An 18,548-nucleotide genomic window follows, 5' to 3' on the forward strand; every position below is an offset into this window, starting at 1 on the left:
GTCCAGTTTCTGTTATTCGTTTAATCACAAACGACTGCATGCATTACAGTTGCCACCTTTTGACTGGCATTGGTTAATACTTAACCCTGTTTGCGTGTGTTAATTACGATTGCTTGAAATTATAAGCTTTTGAGTATACATTAATAACAATCACATGAATGACGTGTTGATTGTAGACATTCAATCACGATACCTCGGCCAACTTTTTGTACAACGTTCGTTTGCCACTCAGCTAATTAAGCTGTTTTTTTGGGGGGATGTTGTTATGTTAAATGCAACGAAGCTTGAAGCAACCAAGTACTATCCGTCTAACCCACTGAAAAGATTCAGTTTCATCGCTAAATCAGTGTTGCTTGTAACCTCAATTTTTGTTTATAACGAAACTGGATTAGGACTGCTGGCCATTGCTGGAATGGTATCTTTAAACGCTCATTTCATGACATTTGAGGACACTGCCGACAGAAACCCGCTGAATCTTGTCGATTTGGTTGTATCGGTTTTGCTTATTATTCTCACAACCATTTTAATGATTATTCGATCTTGATTAAGCTGCGGTTTGACTAACTGAAATAAACGCAAAATATTCGAAAAAACCGACTGGAATTATTTTCCAATCGGTTTTTTGATATTCAGCTCTCATGTCTATTCATATGGACTTCTACTTATTATCATGATGCCAAACTGGCTTGCCCCAGTATTGGTACAAATCTGTCCGTAAGGCTCCATTATAAAGTTTACGCTTCTTAGTCGCCCGTTGACCGTACGCGGCCTCGAAGTCTAAATCACTGGTCAAAATGTATTTACTCCACGTTGTCAGTGGTTTAAATGCCTTCCCCATACCTTTGTACAAGGCACGAACGGCCGTTTGATCGCTCAACCGTTCCCCGTATGGCGGGTTGGCAACTATAACACCGTTAATTTTATCGGTCGTCAATGCCGTTACATCTGCCACACTAAAATGGACATCTTGGCTCAAACCAGCTGCTTGAGCATTCTTTTTGGCAATGGCAACCATTTCAGGATCATTATCACTACCAGCAATGTCAAATTCGCTGTCATAATCGGCTGTGGCATCTGCTTCGTCCCGCACTGTGTCTGCCACTTCAGAAGAAACCCATGGCCAGCTTTCACAAATAAAGTGGCGGTTGTATCCAGGAGCAATGTTACGTGCAATAAGTGCTGCTTCAATTGGTAATGTTCCTGACCCACAAACAGGATCAAGAAATGGCATGTCAGCGGGGGTCCAATGCGTTAATAAAATTAATGCGGCTGCCATATTTTCTTTCAGTGGTGCGTCCCCTTTAGCTACCCGGTAACCACGCTTGAACAATGAATCTCCGGTTGTATCCAACGTCAACATGACTTGATCTTTATTGATGGCCACTTCCAGTGGAAATTTAGCGCCCGTTTCTGGTAACCGGGTTCGCCGGTGGTAAACGTCACTTAACTGAGTAACGATGGCTTTTTTTACAATTGCCTGAGCATCGGGAACACTATGCAGCTGTGAATTATGTGAACGCCCTTCTACTGGAAAATTAGCGTCCATTGGCAAAAGCTCATCCCAGGCCACGGCCTCAGTCTGGTCAAACAGTTCGGTAAATGTTAGCGCAGGAAATTCCTTAACCACAATTTTGATACGATCAGCTGTCCGTAACCATAAGTTGGTTCGTAATATATCTTTAACAGTGCCGTTAAAGCGGACACGGCCATTTTCGACCTGGGTTTCATATCCTAAATCTCTCAGTTCGCGACCAACCAAGGCCTCAATACCTGCGGCACAAGTCGCAATTAATTGAAATGTTTGCATCTTTACTCCTTACTATTTTGTGAGTGACTGTAATTGAGTCAGTTGCTACTTTGCAATTACTTATGCCCACCAATTCGATAACCATCTTACCATTTGCATTAACAAGGTGCTACCTAATTAGGTAATCAGTACACGGCCATTGATTTTCTAATGCAAAGTACAAAAAAAGTCCTTCTCACACGTGAGAAGGACTGCCTGTTGCAAATTTCTGTAAGCCATGTTTTGTACTTCGTAGACCTCAGGCGCAATCTACTCCGTGGTAATCATCTATCTCAAGGTCAAAGACCTTCCCCCACAATCAGTTCAGTTACCTATGTGAAGCTCCCCTACCGTAGTTTGGGTTTCCCGCTCGAGGGGTTTACCGCGTTCCACCCAGCATGTTTCCATACTGGTTTCGTCACTGTGGCACTTTTCAGGGATACTAGCGCATAGCCGAAGCCTTAGCAACGTTTTCCCGCCGTTACCTTCAAAAGAAGGCACCCCAGCTTATTTTTTCACTGAGCACGAACACTACAGGCATCACAGCCTGTGCGAGCATGGACTTTCCTGACACAACATAAGTTATGCCCAATTACCCGAAATTTGCAATATTTGGTTAACAAATAAAATTAGTCGTTCCAACCAGACTGGGAACCGGCACTAAAAGTGTCTTGACCCTTCTGGTTGTTGGCACCATTATCCAGCTGAGAACCAAATACATGGCGTTCCAAATTGCTAAGCCGCTTTAAAATATCCATGTTAGTTACGCTATTATTAGCCTGGCTAGTGGACGTTTCAACGTTGCTTTGAACAGATTGACGAGCGTTAACTTGACGAGTTAAATCATCAACCTTCCCGGACAACTGTTCGTTTTCGGCGCGAAGTTGAGAAATTTCACGATTGAACGTTTCGTAATCTTTGATTACAAGGTCCAAGAAACTGTCAACGTCCGTTGGATCGTAGGCGGTTCCCATTCGTTTTTCCTTAAATTCCTTTTGCAGAATATCCTGCGTCGTAAAGTTGATCTCTTGCATGAACATTACACCTCATCATCTATCTGTCGAAACACGACTTTAAGTATTGTATCGCATGTTGACGAAAATTAAAACGACTGTCGATGATTTTCTTGATATTCATCGGCACTCTCTTGCAACCAGTCGAAATCTATGAGGGTCATTTCATAAGGATGCTGGTCGTTAAAAGCCTTGATGGCTAAGTAATCGTACGTCGGTTTGCCCTCGTGTTCTACATCATATACTAAAAGTGCCGCATCTGTATGCGAAAGCATAAAGGCTTGATAATTTTTTAATTGTTGCGGTGATTGATAAGATTGCTTTGATACTGAATCTGAAAAATCTACCCGTTCCCGTAGTGTTGCAAGCTGGGCCTGATTGTTTTCATTCCAATTCTGCCCGAATTCAGCAAATGGTAACATCATGGCCACTTTTAGTTGCGGGTAATCAGCCTTGAGGTCATTGGCAACCTCAATCGTCCATTGTTCAACACCCAACTGACCACCTGTAATGATCCAGTCAACGCCATTTTCAATTTGGTTAGTCAACGTTTGCCGGAGCGCGTACTTTAGTACTGTGAGTTTAGGATCTTTACTGCCAAATACGCCGAGTTCATAACTACGATAACCAGTAACCCATAACCGACTCATATTAGTGAATATCCTTCCCGATTAGTTAAAATCAATAAATAAAACTCACATTAGTTATCCTTAGTTTTAAATATCATTTTGCCATAAACAAAGTCAGTGACGCAAATTCCTGTTTAAATCAGCCCAGTTTTGTCAAAAATTGCACTTTTTCATCACAAACACATTAAACATAAGTTACGGGTTTGTTAACATCATTACAGTCTCGGAGACTATTCGGCAAATCTGATATAATGGGAGCAATGTAAGAAAGTGTGGCGAAAATGCCTGCAAGTCTGGTAGCGTTAGGAAGTTTTAGATATTTAAAAACTAAAATTCAATCACTACCTGTGCTTTTGCGGGCTGTCGCACACAACTAAGGAGTGTGGTCTGTTGTGAACATCCGTTACCCAAACGGAGCAGCTTATCATGGACCAGCAAAACAGTCTGCCCCCCTGCATACCGGCACCAGAACGAATTACGGTGACCGTGGAATGTCTTTGGAGGCGGAACTAAACGAAAGTAATCAATACTACCTGACAAATGGCATTGCGGTGATTCATAAAAAACCGACACCAGTTCAGATCGTAAAAGTTGATTACCCCAGACGGTCCGCTGCAACGATTAAAGAAGCCTACTTTAGGCACCCATCAACAACCGATTATAATGGTGTGTACCAAGGCCACTACATCGATTTTGATGCGAAAGAAACGAAAAATAAAGTTTCTTTCCCGCTAAAAAATTTCCACGAGCACCAGGTGGAACACCTACGTGCCTGTGTTCAGGCCGGTGGGATCGGCTTTGCAATCATTCGATTCACCAATGAAGGGGATACGTTCTTGTTACCAGCCTCTGTCTTGTTCAAATTTTGGGACAATCAGGCAAACGGTGGCCGAAAATCGATCCCCCGTGCGGACATTGAAGCAAATGGATATTCAATTCCCTTTCAGCTTAATCCGCTAGTTCCATACCTAAGTGCAGTCGATTCATTGATTGCAAAAAAGAAGTAACTGTTTAAGGAGAGCAACATGTCTGACAATAATGATCAATCTCAGTCACGAATCGCCCGGTATCATGGCGACGATGGCAGTCTACAAACATCCGGTCCCAAACGAAAACGACCACTTTGGCGCACCATTTTATACTGGCTCCTTGGCATTATTTTGCTGGGACTCTTGGCAGGTGGCGGTTTGTTTGCTTACTACGCTTCCAGCGCACCCAAAATCACGACTGCACAATTAACCAGCCAAAACTCCACCGAAATTTTAGATGACAGCGGTAATGTGATTTCAAACTTAGGCGCACAAAACCGGACGTACGTGCACTCACAAGATATCCCCAAGACATTGAAGCAATCCGTTGTTTCAATTGAAGACCGTCGCTTCTATAAACACCACTTCGGAATTGATCCAATGCGAATCATTAGTGCAACATTGGCCAATATCCACGGTAGTTCATTGGGACTACAAGGTGGATCAACGTTGACACAACAGTTAGTTAAACTGTCTGTCTTTTCAACAGCTGCTTCTGATCGTACGTTAAAACGTAAATCACAAGAAGCAGCACTTGCCTATTACGTGGAAAAACATTACTCCAAAGATCAAATCTTAGAGTACTACATTAACAAGGTTTACATGGGTAATGGTGTTTATGGCATGGCCACTGCCGCCAAATATTATTACAACCAGCCATTAAAGAAGCTTAATTATACTGAATTAGCGGTTCTTGCCGGAATGCCACAGTCACCAACCTACTATGACCCAGTGGCCCATCCCAGTTATGCTAAGCAACGGCGCGATACCGTGTTGCGCGCAATGTATGAAAACAAGGTTATCAGCAAGCAGCAACTAACAGATGGCCTGAGCACCCCGATTTCTTCGGGATTGTCCGTTAACCATACTGTTAATGGCACAGATTCAAACGATAAAGTTTTCGATGCCTATCTTCAACAAGTTATCAAAGAAGTTGAAAAGAAGGGTTACAACCCTTATAAGGAAGGTATTAAGGTTTACACCAACCTTAATATGAACGCTCAGAAACGGTTATACGACATCGTTAACACTGATAAATACGTTGATTTTCCTAGTGACCTGCTTCAAGTTGGTGTCACGATGACAGATCCTCAAACCGGAGCTGTCACAGCCATGATTGGTAGCCGAAAACAAAACGTTGCCTTTGGATTAAACCGAGCCACACAAACGGATCGGTCCTCCGGTTCAACCATCAAACCATTTATGGATTATGGTCCGGCCATCGAGTACAAACAATGGCCAACGTTTAAAACTGTTCAAGACACTAAGTACAATTATCCAGGTACTAACATTCAACTGAACGACTGGGATCAAAAATATCAAGGCTCCTTAACAATGCGTAAGGCGTTGGTTGAATCACGTAACATTCCTGCTATTCGAACATTGGAAGCAGTCGGTTTGAACCGGGCAACTGAATTTATGGCCCAAAACGGCATGAAGTTTAAGTCAGCCTTACAATATTCAAACGGGATTGGTGCCTATGTTTCCAGTGAACAAGAATCAGCAGCCTTTGGTGCCATTGCCAACGGTGGAACATACCGGGCCCCTCATTTAGTCAATAAAGTCATTACTGCTGACGGTGTTACCCACAAGTTCGACGTAGCCTCGCACCGATCGATGACTTCAGCAACAGCTTACATGTTGACGGATATGCTTAAAGGCGTGCCAACAGCGACGTGGGCACCAGGCGCACAAATTCCTGGTTTATATCAGGCCGGTAAAACTGGTCAGTCAGGCTATCCAAGCAGTGTTTCAGGTATTCCGGACGGCGCTGTTATGGATGCTTGGTATTCCGGTTATACACAGCACAGCTCCATTTCCGTTTGGACCGGGTATGATCAGCCAAATGAACCAAATCATTACATGACAACAGCACAGTTATCAATCGCAGAGTCCATTTACAAGAATCTCCAAATGTATATGGCACAAACACAAGCCAATGATAATTGGGTTCGTCCAAGCAGTGTTCAAGTCGTTCGGCATAACGGCGTTGATGAACTTGCCGTAGTCGGATCAGACTGGAAACAATATCTGAACGAAAAGGATCAAAGTAGCTCCACTGGTTCTTCCTCCTCTATGGTTTCCTTCTCTTCTTTCTCACGAGACAACAATTCAAGTTCAAGCACGTCCGATAACGCCGCTTCCAGCCGCGAGTCTGAAAGCAACGCTACTCAGGGTGGCAATAATGACAATAGTTCTTCGAACGACACTAGCTCAAGTTCGTCGAGTAGCAGTTCCGAGAGCAATAGCTCATCGAATAGTGAAAACAACAATAACCAAAGCAGCAGTCACTAATAATTTTTACAGCTACATTTAAAACGATTTTAAAGGGGCACCCCTCTTAGCCGAAACTAAGAAAGGTGCCCTTTTCATTTACTATGATTGTGCCGGTGGTTCAGAAACTTTAAATAAAGGAATGCTTGGCCCCTTTGGTGTCGACTGTGTCGGCGGCGTGGCCTGTTTTGTGCGCCTTTGTGACAATTCTTTTTCCACCTGTCCCGCAGAAGTTAGGTTTTTCTGGCGCCAACTGAGGAGAATTCGATCAATATAACGCAAGCTATAAGCTTGGTTTAGCACTGCTTCACGTAAGGCAATTAGAATTAATTCGGGTTTGAAATGATCCTCGTCAAACCAACGTGCGATTGTTTGAAGCTCTGTTGGGCTGAGTGGCCGACCAAACTCAACCTCAATTTTGTTAAACACATCTTCCCTTGCCGACTTTGAATCAGGCGCAGATACAGCAGCAGTGGTTGTATGCACACCACTGAGTGTATCCGGCAAAGCAGCCAGCTTTTGGTATAGCGGTGAAAAGTCGTAACGATCACGCAATTTTCCAGTCTCATCAGCTTTAGACTCAATCAACAACAAATCTTTCTTGAGCAAATTATCCAGCTGCGTATAAACGTCAGCCGTAGTGGTACCCATTACGTTTGCAACGGCCTCTGCATCAGGAAAATCAATACCACGATCCAAAGAACGTTTATATTGTAAAAACACAATCAGTTCTTCGTTAGTCATATTTAATTCTCGATAATGAGTCAAAATTAAATTATTGATTGTCGTTTCACCAGCCTGCAATAAAGCTGACGCAAAATTTTCCAATTCGTGCACCTTCTTTTCTTCCTGTACTATACCAGTAATTGCACCTGAACACTATTCCAGATGGTTGGAGATTAAACATCCCGTATTTTGAAAATAATTGATATCGCTCACCCCACGTAAAAGTGGTTTTCATGAGATTGTCTCATAAAAACCACTTTAGCAAATACATTTAAAATTACGGGTAAATTCGGTTGATCATCCGTGGGAATGGAATCGTCTCACGTAAATGATCTTGAAGTGTAATCCATGTTAAGAACCGTTCGAGACCCAAACCGAAACCGGAGTGCGGAACACTACCGTATTTGCGCAAATCAAGGTACCAATCGTAGTCTTTAGGATCTTGACCAGATTCCACGATTCGGTCACGCAAGTAATCAAAATCAGTATCACGTTCAGAACCACCGATGATCTCGCCGTAGCCTTCTGGTGCAAGCAAGTCGGCACAGATAACCACATCATCACGAGTTGGGTGTCGCTTCATGTAAAACGCTTTGATTGCCTTTGGATAATTCAAGACAAACACGGGTTGATCAAAGTGATTAGCAAGGAATGTTTCTTCAGGTGATCCAAAGTCAACGCCCCAATCAACATCGAAGTCGTTTTCTTGAAGCAGTTTAATCGCCTCATCATAGGAAATCCGTGGATATGGTAACCGCGTGTACTTCTTCAACGTTTCCACATCACGCCCAATAACAGCTAATTCACTTTGACAGTTATCAATGACTGACTGAACTAAAAAGGCAATGTATTGTTCTTGAATGGCCAAACTATCTTCTTGGTGCATCCACGCCATTTCTGGTTCAATCATCCAAAATTCTGTCAAATGCCGACGGGTCTTTGATTTTTCCGCCCGAAAACTAGGTCCAAATGAGAATACCCGGCCAAACGCCATCGCCGCAGCTTCTTCGTACAGTTGACCAGTTTGTGACAGAAAGGCATCCTGACCAAAATAGTCTGTTTTAAATAATTCAGTCGTGCCTTCTGGTGCAGAACCAGTTAGCAATGGTGCATCGATCTTAATAAAGTCCCGGTCATTAAAGAATTCAAACGTTGCCCGAATGACTTCATTACGGATTTTAAGTAAGGCATGTGGCTTGGAAGAGCGCAACCACAAGTGACGATGATCTAACAGAAAATCGATGCCATGCTCTTTTGGCGTAATCGGATAGTCTTCACTTTCGCCAACGACTTCGAAATCTTCAATTTCCATTTCGTAGCCAAACTTAGAGCGACTGTCCTCATGAATCGTCCCAGTTACATATAAGCTCGTTTCTTGACGTAGTTCTTTAGCTTCGTCGAATTTTTCTTCGCTAACGTCATTTTTTCGTAAGACACCTTGAAAAAATGCTGTCCCGTCACGAAGCTGTAAGAACGCAATCTTCCCGCTAGAGCGTTTATTGCTAAGCCATACACCAATACGAACTTTTTCATCGACGTGTTCCGGTGCGTGAATGATGCTGATTGTTTCCACTGAAATTTCCCCTTTTGTTTTAAATTATAAATTCTGAATGGATTGAACCATGGTGCCATCCTTAAAACGAATTAAGTCGTAGCATAGGTTGCCCTTCTGATTTAAGTAAGTAACCTCCCAAACGGGTTCTGACTTGCGAATACCTAAACCAATATTCAGCACCTTTTTAGGATTGTTCTTCTGCCAAACTTGACGGAGGATTGCTGTTTTTGAAGTACCATCGGATTGCTTCAAAATCTTCGTTTGTCCATTTTGCTTAGCCACCACAACGTAAACCGCTTGATTTTTCGCATTGCGACCACTAACCGAATAATAGGTGTGTTGTCGATTGTAAGTCAAAAAATCCCCAGTATCGCTGATACCCTTTTGACGTGCAATACTAACAGTCTGTCCCGCAGCAGTTTTAGCTGGTCTCAAAGCCTCATGAAAAATGATGCCAATGCTACCAGCAATAAAGGCCACGATTAGCACGGTCCATAGAATGATTTGTGACCACTGTCGCTGCTGATGCTGTTTTCGCTGCATGCTAACCTCCATTCGTTCTGTTAACACGAAAATGTCAATAACCTGATTAATTATAGCAAACATCGCCAATCAAACAACGGTCTACTAGTCATTTAAAGAAATTTTGTGTTTGTTTGATGATTTCTGCCGTTCCTTGGGGGATCACCGGCAGTGCATCTGGTAACGCCTTTTGCATGGTGCCACCGTAACGCTTTGTTATCAATCGTGGATCTAGCACGACAATGACACCGCGGTCATTGTCTGTACGAATCAGCCGGCCAATGCCTTGACGTAAACGGAGGGTCGCTTTGGGCAGGGCCGAGGAATAAAACGGATTGTGCCCCTTGGCTTCCAACTGAGCATTGGTCGCGGCGACCAGTAAATCCGTCGGTGCGTCAAACGGTAACCGTGTAATGACAACTAATTCTAATGCATCCTTAGGCAAGTCAATGCCTTCCCAATAACTGGCAGCACCCAACAAAACGGCACTATTTTCAGTCGTAAATCGTTTCAAATTTTTCTCGCGACTACCGGTCACGCCTTGTGCATATACAGTATGGTTCTCCGGTAGCAAACCGTGTGTCAACGCCTCATAAACAGCGCTAACCGCGGCTAAAGAATTAAACAGGACTAACGTTTGACGGCTGGTCGTTTGGACAAGCTTAGTAATCGTTGAAGCCCAATAATGAATTTGCTCATCCGGATGGTTAAGATTAATCGTCGGTGCATCTGTCGCAACAAACAGACGCGCTTGTGATGCATAGTCGAAACGTTCGGCAAGGCGTTTGGTAGCCGTTTCTTGCCGATCTAAATCTAGCTGATCAATTAGGTAATTCGCTCGGGAAGACGTGAATAACGTGGCCCCCGTGAATGTTGGTTGCTTGAAATGTGCATAAACGTTTTGACGGAGCCAGCCGGTTGCAAGTAACAGGCCGCCACTGAGTTCCAAGCTTGACGAGTCCCCATATTGATTTTGACGTAACCAGTAAACGTTAGCGGTTTCTTGATCATTTAACTGAGCCTTGAATGCATCAAGTTGTGATAACAAGTCTGTAATCCGCCCCACGGTGCCGGCAAATTCATGCATCAGCGCTGCATCCGAATTCAGCCACTTCTTTGATTGAACCGTAAACCGTTTTTGTAACTTAGTCAGCGACGTCGTTAACGCTATTTGACCGTTCATCAGTGCCGTAAAAGCACCTTTATCATCGTTCATTAGTTGCTTGAGTTGACGATTATCAATCAACTGTTCGACGATGCGTTGACCCCGAGCGCTAACTTGAGCACTCAGTAAAAATTGTCGATACATGGAATGACCAAATTGATCTAGATCGGCATCCAATTTAATCAGCGTATTGGACAAGGACCGCAATTGCGTTGCGGCAACGGCATCCTCACTAAACATCTCGGTTAGGTGATGGTCATGTTGATTAAAAATATTTGCCTGCGCGTGGTGTAACAGTGACACCAAATCGTGAAAACGAACTGTATTGCGATGTTGATTAACAGCGACATCCGGCAAATGCTGGGCCTCATCAACTAACAAATATGGCTTATTAAGCAACGTGTCCAGTTGATCGGCATGCTGCGTCAAATACGCGTGATTGACAATAATCAAGTTTGCCTGACGAATACGATGGTCTAACCGTCGCAAATAATCGTCCTCATAAAAAGGATCGCTTGGCTTAATGGTTTTTAGACCACGGTGACAAACTTCTTCAAACAGCTGTGCTCGATATGACGTTAAGTGCAGCTCATCTAAGTCGCCAGTTTCAGTTTGTAACAACCACACTAAAATACGTGCTTTAAGAAATTGACTCTGTTGAGAATGTTCCGGTACCGTCAACGTATCTGCAAACCGATTAAGGTCTAGATAGTGTTGATTTCCCTTGACGGCCACCACATTGAGATCAAACGGTAACATTTCTTGTAACTGTGGCAGTGTCTCTTGCATAAACTGCCCTTGCAATAGCGTTGTTTGGGTTGAAATGACAGTTGATTGGCCCGTTTGTGATAGATAAGCAAACGGCACCGCATACCCCAACGTTTTACCAATACCTGTCGGCGCCTCAATGATCAAATTTTTAGTGTTTTCATGACTGTAGTTATTGAAAATTTGATTCATCATTTTGGCTTGCGGATCTCGCCAACTAATTTTGGAACCCCATAATTTCTGCTTGGCCGCCTTTGACTTTGGGTAAGCTTGTGGCTGGCCCAAATCAACTGACTTGATGGGTGTGGCTTCATGAAGCACTAACCGATCACGGACATATTCACCAGCCGGTAATTTACTGGGATGATGACGTGCCTCTTCTAACGCAACGTTGAAAACTGCTGTCGTGTCCTGTGGTAATGATAGGTTTAAGTTAGTCAATTGCCGCAGTGTATTAATCGGCAGCTGATGAAGTTTATCCAATAATTTAATTAATAAAACAGCCGTTGCATCTGCATCTGAGTCGGCTGTGTGTGGCTGGTCGTGCTCAATGTGAAAATGAGCGCTCAAATCCCGCAAACGGAAACTGGGCAGCGTTGGAAATAAAATTTGGGTCAGCGTCACCGTATCAATTGCCTCGATTTGAAGTGCCGGATACCCCACTCTGGCAAATTCGGCATTTAAAAAAGGAAAATCAAAGTTCACGTTGTGCGCAACAAAGACCGTGCCCTGGAGCATAGCATAAAACGACGCCGCAATATCATCAAAAAAAGGAGCGTTAGCAACGTCACGATTCGTAATGCTGGTTAAATGTGTAATGGCGCTTGGAATTGATTTTCCCGGATTAATTTTCGTACTATATTGATTGACGACCTTACCGTGTTTAACAAACGCGCAGCCAATCTGGATGACCCGATCGCCATCTTTTACGCTGGTGCCAGTCGTTTCAATATCAACGACGGCGTAAGTTGTGTCTTTATCCATTAAGTCTGAATACCTTTCTACTAAATAATGACAACACCGGTTTTACATCTTATTCTCCGCGTTCCCAATGTTGAAATTATGATCCTTGTTTCATTCTACTCTGTTTGTTGCAGTAGGCAAAGACCCGCTAAGCATGATAAAGCATTTGTGTCTGTGGTATGATGATGGTCGTAAAATATGCCGAAGGAGTGACGTCATCATGCGTGTTGCAACAGGTAGCGCTCATGCAAAGATTATTTTAATTGGTGAACATAGTGTTGTTCATCACCAACCAGCGATAGCTGTTCCCTTACTCAACGTTGCCGTAACCGCTACATTAAGTGAGACAACGCGCGGTCAACGTCTAGTAAGTAGCTACTTCACCGGAGCACTGGTCGACTTACCAGGTGAATTTGAGGGATTACGCGTCTTACTGCAACGCTTGTTGCGTCGGTTTAACGCCTTATCTTTAAACTTTGATTTGAAAATTGATAGTGCCATTCCGGAAGAACGTGGTATGGGCTCTTCAGCGGCGGTTGCGACCGCCGTTACGCGCGCCGTTTATGCTTTTTTTGAAACCGCGCTGGATCCACAGCTATTATTAGACACGGTTAACATTGAGGAAGTTATCACGCACGGCTCACCATCTGGCATTGATGCAGCAACGGTTAGTTCTACACAACCAGTGTGGTTAGTCAAAGGTAATCCGCTCAAGCATTTTCCGATTCACATGAACGCCTTTTTAGTTGTTGGTGACACAGGTGTGACGGGTCAAACCAGCATGGCGGTTAATTCGGTCAGCGAACTGCTGAAAGATGATGAACAGCCTGGTGTCGGCCAACATTTGATCAATCATCTCGGCACTCTAACCGCTGCGGCGGCTAAGTATCTCCAACACGATCAAGTTCGTCTGTTAGGACAAACATTGACATCTGCTCAGCAGGACTTAACCGATCTTGGCGTCAATCACCCTGTTCTACAGCGTCTAATTAATGCCGCAAATGATGCAGGCGCATTGGGTGCCAAACTAACGGGTGGTGGCCTGGGGGGATGCATGTTTGCACTGACTCAAACCGCCGAGCAAGCCGCTAAAGTGGCCAATGCCTTGAAACAGCATGGGGCTGTGGCAACTTGGATCGAACCATTGACACAACGATAGCCTGACCACGAAGATCAGAATAAAGCACGAAAGATGGGACATTAGCAATATGACAATTTCGCAGACGCCTGTAATTGCAAAGGCGCATACAAACATTGCGTTAGTTAAATACTGGGGTAAAGCAGATGAACACCTTATTTTACCCACCAATGATTCAATCTCCATGACGCTAGACCATTTTTACACCACAACCAGCGTTCAGTTTGACGCACAATTGGCGGCTGATGACATCATTTTAGACGGAATCAAGTTGCCGACAGATGGTCAACAACGAATTCGTCAATTCATGGATCTAGTGCGCCAACGTGCTAACACTAGCCTGTTTGCTCATATTGAAACGAGTAACCATGTGCCAACCACAGCTGGCCTAGCTTCATCTGCATCCGGTTTTGCAGCATTGGCTGGGGCCGCTGCTAAAGCTGCCGGTCTCAATTTATCCCGACGTGAACTGTCTCAGCTTGCAAGACGAGGCTCCGGCTCTGCTACCCGTTCGATCTTTGGTGGTTTCGTTCAATGGCACGCTGGTCATGACGATGAAAGCTCGTTTGCTGAGCCGTTGGATGAAAAAGTTAACTGGCCAATTCGAATGATTGCCATTGTTGTCTCACAAGATGAGAAAAAAATTGGCAGCCGTCACGGCATGAAACAGTCACAAACATCACCGTTCTTTAATGACTGGGTTCAGCAAGCAAATGCGGACATCGAGCCAATGAAGGTCGCATTACTTAAAAAAGATATAAACCGTGTTGGTTCAATCGCGGAACACAATGCAATGTGCATGCACGCAACGACTCTTAGTGCCACACCGCCTTTCACATACTTTAATGGCGATACCATTAAGGCAATGCAATTAATTAACGACTTGCGCTCAATAGGTCTGAACTGCTATTATACGATGGACGCAGGTCCGAACGTCAAAGTTATCTGCCTAGCAGATGAAGTTGACGCCATTCTGGACCATCTACGGCCAGCATTTGGTAACGACCAATTGGTTGTTGCAAAGCCAGGCCCAGGCTTGACCTATTTATAAAATTTTGAAATGAGTAATGTTTGCGCTATTCAACATGAATAACGCACACATTTTTTGTCTTGAAAGGACATGATTAATTGATTAGCGTGAAAGCGCCCGGCAAATTATATATTGCCGGCGAATATGCGGTTGTTGAAGCGGGGTTCCCTGCCATTATTGTGGCATTAAACCAGTTTGTAACTGTCACAATTGAGGAAAGTAAAAACTTCGGCACAATCGAGTCTGAACAATACAAAGAAACTTCAGTGAACTGGCGGCGGGCTGGCGATGAACTTGTGTTTGACAATCGGGATAATCCCTTTCATTACTTGCTCTCCGCTATTCGTCTGACTGAAAGTTACGCACGCGCATGCGGACGTGAACTGAAATTCTATCACCTGTCAGTAAATTCACAGTTGGATAGCAAGGATGGCAAAAAGTTTGGTTTAGGCTCTTCCGCTGCTGTTACGGTAGGCACAGTCAAAGCACTCTGCAAGTTTTATCAACTGCCGATCACTAAGGACACGCTATTTAAATTAGCGGCTATTGCCCATTTGGATGTTCAAGGTAACGGTTCCCTAGGGGATATCGCAGCATCTGTTTACGGTGGCTGGATTGCTTACCATTCATTCGACCATCAGTGGCTAACAGCCAAACGTGATGATCTACCGCTAATTGATTTGCTAGCCCTTGACTGGCCTGGACTGTCTGTTGAACTTTTGACGCCGCCAGCAGACTTAAGGTTGTTAATCGGCTGGACTGGTTCTCCCGCATCAACGTCTCACTTAGTTGATAAGGTCACTTGGGCTAAAAGTATGGACCAACTCGAATACCGAACATTCTTGCAATCAAGCCGTGATTGTTTAAACCGGATGATTCAAGGATTTCGAGATGGTGCGATCGATATCATCCAGCGTGAGCTTCGCTTAAATCGCAAACTGTTGCAGCATTTAAGTGCATTCAGTCATGTCCCGATCGAAACAGTCGCTTTAAATAGCTTATGTGCGATTGCTGAAGATCACGGTGGCGCAGCTAAGACTTCTGGTGCTGGTGGTGGTGATTGCGGTATTGTTTTGATTGATCGGCACGAGGCCGTTGATACACTGTTGCAGGATTGGGAAACTCAGGGCATCACTACCCTGCCATTGAGTGTTCATAATGTCATGGATTTAGTTTAACCACTCTAAAATAAAAGTGAGCGCCATATGCAAACTAAAAACCGTAGAACCCGATTATCGGTTCTACGGTTTTATTTCTCAAATCTTTGTGATTGATTAAAATAACAGAATTCGCTGAGGATAAAATTTAGGAGGCCATCCATGAGCAAGTTAACTGAATCCGCCCACGCACATCGTAAGGATGAGCATCTCGCTATTGCTTTAAAACAATACCAAGAAAAAAGCGACGCCGGTTTTGACGATATTCAAATCATTCATCAAAGCTTGCCAGAAATTGCAGTTGATAACGTTGACTTGTCAACTCACTTTGCTGGATTGACCTTATCGACACCGTTTTACATCGAGGCAATGACTGGCGGCTCTGAGAGAACCGGTCACATCAATGCTAAACTCGCTGAAATTGCGGCAGCAACCGGCTTGGCAATGGCCGTTGGCTCGCAAAGTATTGCTTTAAAGGAACCTGCAGCAGCGTCAACCTTCACCATTGTCCGAAAGGTAAATCCGCACGGCCAAATCTTCGCAAACATTGGTGCTGGTCACTCACTTGACGATGCACAGCGATTAGTCGACATGGTTGCTGCCGATGCATTGGAATTACACATCAACAGTGCGCAAGAACTAATTATGCCTGAAGGTGATCGGGATTTGCGCTGGCGCGACCACATTACCGAAATTATTAACGGCTTGTCCGTCCCTGTTATTGTTAAAGAAGTTGGTTTCGGCATGAGCCAGGAAACCATTAACACTTTAAAGCAGATGGGCGTTCAATACGTTAATGTCAGTGGCCGTGGTGGTACTAACTTTGCTCGGATTGAAAATGAGCGCCGCCATCATCAAGAACTGGGCTATTTATCTAACTGGGGACAAACGACCGTTCAATCTCTTCTGGAAGCACAAGCAGTATCTGATATGCAGATTGCTGCTTCAGGCGGCGTGAGAACCCCACTGGAAGTTTTAAAAGCGTTAATCCTAGGGGCAAACGCCGTTGGTGTAGCTGGCCACTTTCTGTGTGTTCTCATGACCCATGATGAAGAGACCCTGCATACGTACATTAAGGATTGGCAAAGTGATTTACGCTTGCTGTACGCGTTAACGGGATCACGTACAACAGCCGACTTACGAACTGTAAAAACAGTTTTATCTCCCGCCCTAATGAATTATTGTCAGCAACGAAACTTAAAACACCAATAGCAAAGACGAGTCGTATAAAAAATGTTCAGTCCGTTTGAGACTGAACATTTTTTATTAGCTGTTGAATTGATTTAACACTAAACCTGTTAATTAATCAGTTTTCACTAGAAAACGTAGTCCTTTAGGGTAACCGTTCTTAAGTGTCTGACCGACCACCTTGCCGAAACCAATACCGTTGCCGTTGATGGTCGCCAGTGTCCATCCGTTTTCAGTTGGTTCTTCTAATGTCACGGTGTCACCGTGAACAAACTGTGCCCATTGAGCTTGAGTCAAAGCCACTGTTGGCCGATACTGATCCGGATGCGTGGCAAGTGCTAACGCAAACGCTGGCTCAAACCGGTTCTTTTTTAACGTGCCCAGATGAAGACCAGGCCGCAACACCTTCAGTTTACCGAGATCTGGCGTTAACGCAGGAACAGCGTACAATTGAGCCCCAAATACGGTCAACGATTGCCCCGCCGTAATTGGTTGAGTAAAGTGTTGCTGCTCAAATGCCTGCCACAGCTTGACCTCGTTTGCGTCAGGCTTTGGCAATCTCGCCGGTTTATGGGTGACATTTGTCTCACTCGAATGACGCATCAATTTAGCAATAAAGTGGCCTTCGCCATCCATATGATGGGGGAACAACCGGCCAGCTTTACTAAGTTCAGAATTATTATTGGCCCATTGCGGCCGAGCCGCTTCCAAACCAGGTAATTTCGGCAATGAAACCAGTTCAAAATCCGGGAATGACTTCAATACCCACGCCATCATTTGCTCATCTTCCTCTGGTGCGAACGTGCACGTCGAATAGATGAGTTGGCCTCCTGGTCGTACCATCTTGACAGCTTCAGTCAAAATTTCTCGCTGACGCGTAGCACACTCAAGCGGATAGTCAGGCGTCCAGTACTGAACTGCGTCTGGATCTTTACGAAACATGCCTTCTCCAGAACACGGTGCATCCACCACGACCTTATCAAAAAAGTTGGCTAACTGTTTTGAAAGATGAGCAGGCGTTTCGTTCAAAACAACTGCATTGGCAACACCAAAGCGTTCCATGTTTTCTGCTAACACGGCTGCACGTTTGGCAAAAATTTCATTTGTCATTAATAACCCTTGCTGTTGTAATCCGGCAGCAATTTGAGTTGATTTGCCACCTGGTGCTGCACACAGGTCAAGAATCCGTTCTCCCGGCTGGGCATCCACCACTGCCCCAACATAAGTTGCAGAAGGTTCTTGGTTATAAACCACTCCCGTCGTATGTGCAGGCGTATGACCACTAACATGACCGTAATAGCCTGTGGGAATCCCTGTAGGATCGCTTAATGAAACGTTTTCTGGAACCGCGTTAGCCTTTAGCGGATTGACACGAAAACCTTGGTGGATTGGCTGATCGAAGCTGGCTAAAAAGTCCTTGGCCTCGCTTTCATCCATTAATGTTGAATATTTCTCGGCAAAACCCGCCGGTAACTCCATTTTGTTCCCTCCATAACCGTTTTAAAACACTCGCATCAGTTTACACCGAAATCTTTAGTACGTCACGTCATCGCCATGAATCACAGGCTTACAGATGAGTTTCTTAGCAAACTTGCAGAACCCAAAT

At 44.3% G+C, this 18,548-nt stretch carries 15 protein-coding genes and 1 other RNA gene; 7 read left to right on the forward strand and 9 right to left on the reverse strand.

What is annotated here, in order from left to right; translation table 11 throughout:
* The first annotated feature begins 265 nt into the window (after positions 1 to 265).
* On the forward strand, positions 266 to 544 hold the full coding sequence (locus GB992_RS04085; protein WP_161001332.1) for a hypothetical protein: 279 nt from the start codon (positions 266 to 268) through the stop codon (positions 542 to 544).
* Between the two features lie 114 nt (positions 545 to 658).
* Here the strand turns inward: GB992_RS04085 and GB992_RS04090 are convergent, their stop codons facing one another.
* The 4 genes from GB992_RS04090 to GB992_RS04105 form a co-directional block, all read right to left on the reverse strand.
* Positions 659 to 1,807, reverse strand: a complete 1,149-nt coding sequence (locus tag GB992_RS04090; protein ID WP_161001333.1) for a THUMP domain-containing class I SAM-dependent RNA methyltransferase — start codon at positions 1,805 to 1,807, stop codon at positions 659 to 661.
* A 206-nt stretch (positions 1,808 to 2,013) separates the two neighbouring features.
* Positions 2,014 to 2,390, reverse strand: an RNA gene (gene rnpB, locus GB992_RS04095) — RNase P RNA component class B.
* Between the two features lie 25 nt (positions 2,391 to 2,415).
* Entirely contained in the window at positions 2,416 to 2,820 is a 405-nt protein-coding gene (gpsB, locus tag GB992_RS04100; RefSeq protein ID WP_186337561.1) for a cell division regulator GpsB, read from the reverse strand.
* Between the two features lie 68 nt (positions 2,821 to 2,888).
* On the reverse strand, positions 2,889 to 3,449 hold the full coding sequence (locus tag GB992_RS04105) for an SLOG family protein (protein WP_161001335.1): 561 nt from the start codon (positions 3,447 to 3,449) through the stop codon (positions 2,889 to 2,891).
* A 371-nt stretch (positions 3,450 to 3,820) separates the two neighbouring features.
* Here GB992_RS04105 and recU point away from each other — a divergent pair, with 371 nt between their 5' ends.
* Both recU and GB992_RS04115 read left to right on the forward strand, forming a co-directional pair.
* A complete protein-coding gene (gene recU, locus GB992_RS04110; protein ID WP_161001336.1) occupies positions 3,821 to 4,435 on the forward strand; it encodes a Holliday junction resolvase RecU in 615 nt (204 codons plus the stop codon).
* An 18-nt stretch (positions 4,436 to 4,453) separates the two neighbouring features.
* Positions 4,454 to 6,751 (forward strand): transglycosylase domain-containing protein, encoded by a 2,298-nt coding sequence (locus GB992_RS04115; protein ID WP_161001337.1) that lies wholly within the window; start codon positions 4,454 to 4,456, stop codon positions 6,749 to 6,751.
* Positions 6,752 to 6,832: 81 nt separating this feature from the next.
* On the opposite strand, the gene GB992_RS04120 is transcribed toward GB992_RS04115, so the two are convergent.
* The 4 genes from GB992_RS04120 to GB992_RS04135 form a co-directional block, all read right to left on the reverse strand.
* Positions 6,833 to 7,567 (reverse strand): DnaD domain-containing protein, encoded by a 735-nt coding sequence (locus GB992_RS04120; RefSeq protein WP_161001338.1) that lies wholly within the window; start codon positions 7,565 to 7,567, stop codon positions 6,833 to 6,835.
* A gap of 166 nt (positions 7,568 to 7,733) precedes the next feature.
* On the reverse strand, positions 7,734 to 9,029 hold the full coding sequence (gene asnS, locus GB992_RS04125) for an asparagine--tRNA ligase (protein ID WP_161001339.1): 1,296 nt from the start codon (positions 9,027 to 9,029) through the stop codon (positions 7,734 to 7,736).
* Between the two features lie 24 nt (positions 9,030 to 9,053).
* The gene (locus tag GB992_RS04130; protein ID WP_161001340.1) at positions 9,054 to 9,554 is read right to left on the reverse strand and encodes a cell wall elongation regulator TseB-like domain-containing protein; all 501 of its coding nucleotides are present in this window, start codon (positions 9,552 to 9,554) and stop codon (positions 9,054 to 9,056) included.
* An 88-nt stretch (positions 9,555 to 9,642) separates the two neighbouring features.
* Complete coding sequence (locus tag GB992_RS04135) at positions 9,643 to 12,450, reverse strand: helicase C-terminal domain-containing protein (RefSeq protein ID WP_161001341.1); 2,808 nt, start codon at positions 12,448 to 12,450, stop codon at positions 9,643 to 9,645.
* Between the two features lie 199 nt (positions 12,451 to 12,649).
* Between GB992_RS04135 and mvk the strand changes: the two genes are divergently transcribed.
* From mvk to fni, 4 genes are all read left to right on the forward strand, one after another.
* Positions 12,650 to 13,588 carry a mevalonate kinase gene (gene mvk / locus GB992_RS04140; protein ID WP_161001342.1) on the forward strand — a complete coding sequence of 313 codons (939 nt, stop codon included), beginning with the start codon at positions 12,650 to 12,652 and terminating at the stop codon, positions 13,586 to 13,588.
* Positions 13,589 to 13,637: 49 nt separating this feature from the next.
* The gene (gene mvaD, locus GB992_RS04145) at positions 13,638 to 14,618 is read left to right on the forward strand and encodes a diphosphomevalonate decarboxylase (RefSeq protein ID WP_161001343.1); all 981 of its coding nucleotides are present in this window, start codon (positions 13,638 to 13,640) and stop codon (positions 14,616 to 14,618) included.
* 77 nt (positions 14,619 to 14,695) lie between these two features.
* Positions 14,696 to 15,775: a phosphomevalonate kinase gene (locus GB992_RS04150; protein WP_161001344.1), complete on the forward strand. Its 1,080-nt coding sequence runs from the start codon at positions 14,696 to 14,698 to the stop codon at positions 15,773 to 15,775.
* Between the two features lie 141 nt (positions 15,776 to 15,916).
* Positions 15,917 to 16,966, forward strand: coding sequence for a type 2 isopentenyl-diphosphate Delta-isomerase (fni, locus tag GB992_RS04155; RefSeq protein ID WP_161001345.1), 1,050 nt, complete (start codon positions 15,917 to 15,919; stop codon positions 16,964 to 16,966).
* 90 nt (positions 16,967 to 17,056) lie between these two features.
* On the opposite strand, the gene GB992_RS04160 is transcribed toward fni, so the two are convergent.
* Complete coding sequence (locus tag GB992_RS04160) at positions 17,057 to 18,421, reverse strand: RsmF rRNA methyltransferase first C-terminal domain-containing protein (protein ID WP_161001346.1); 1,365 nt, start codon at positions 18,419 to 18,421, stop codon at positions 17,057 to 17,059.
* Positions 18,422 to 18,548 lie beyond the last annotated feature (127 nt).

The sequence above is a fragment of the Furfurilactobacillus milii genome (genome assembly GCF_009863985.1).
GTDB lineage: Bacteria > Bacillota > Bacilli > Lactobacillales > Lactobacillaceae > Furfurilactobacillus > Furfurilactobacillus milii_A.

Excerpts from the sequence above, each read along its gene's own strand:
- fni (WP_161001345.1), top strand. The coding sequence starts at position 15,917 with ATGAGCAAGTTAACTGAATCCGCCCACGCACATCGTAAGGATGAGCAT.
- GB992_RS04085 (WP_161001332.1), top strand. The coding sequence starts at position 266 with ATGTTAAATGCAACGAAGCTTGAAGCAACCAAGTACTATCCGTCTAAC.
- GB992_RS04135 (WP_161001341.1), bottom strand. The coding sequence starts at position 12,450 with ATGGATAAAGACACAACTTACGCCGTCGTTGATATTGAAACGACTGGC.
- GB992_RS04105 (WP_161001335.1), bottom strand. The coding sequence starts at position 3,449 with ATGAGTCGGTTATGGGTTACTGGTTATCGTAGTTATGAACTCGGCGTA.
- gpsB (WP_186337561.1), bottom strand. The coding sequence starts at position 2,820 with ATGCAAGAGATCAACTTTACGACGCAGGATATTCTGCAAAAGGAATTT.
- mvk (WP_161001342.1), top strand. The coding sequence starts at position 12,650 with ATGCGTGTTGCAACAGGTAGCGCTCATGCAAAGATTATTTTAATTGGT.
- GB992_RS04115 (WP_161001337.1), top strand. The coding sequence starts at position 4,454 with ATGTCTGACAATAATGATCAATCTCAGTCACGAATCGCCCGGTATCAT.
- GB992_RS04160 (WP_161001346.1), bottom strand. The coding sequence starts at position 18,421 with ATGGAGTTACCGGCGGGTTTTGCCGAGAAATATTCAACATTAATGGAT.
- GB992_RS04130 (WP_161001340.1), bottom strand. The coding sequence starts at position 9,554 with ATGCAGCGAAAACAGCATCAGCAGCGACAGTGGTCACAAATCATTCTA.
- mvaD (WP_161001343.1), top strand. The coding sequence starts at position 13,638 with ATGACAATTTCGCAGACGCCTGTAATTGCAAAGGCGCATACAAACATT.
- GB992_RS04090 (WP_161001333.1), bottom strand. The coding sequence starts at position 1,807 with ATGCAAACATTTCAATTAATTGCGACTTGTGCCGCAGGTATTGAGGCC.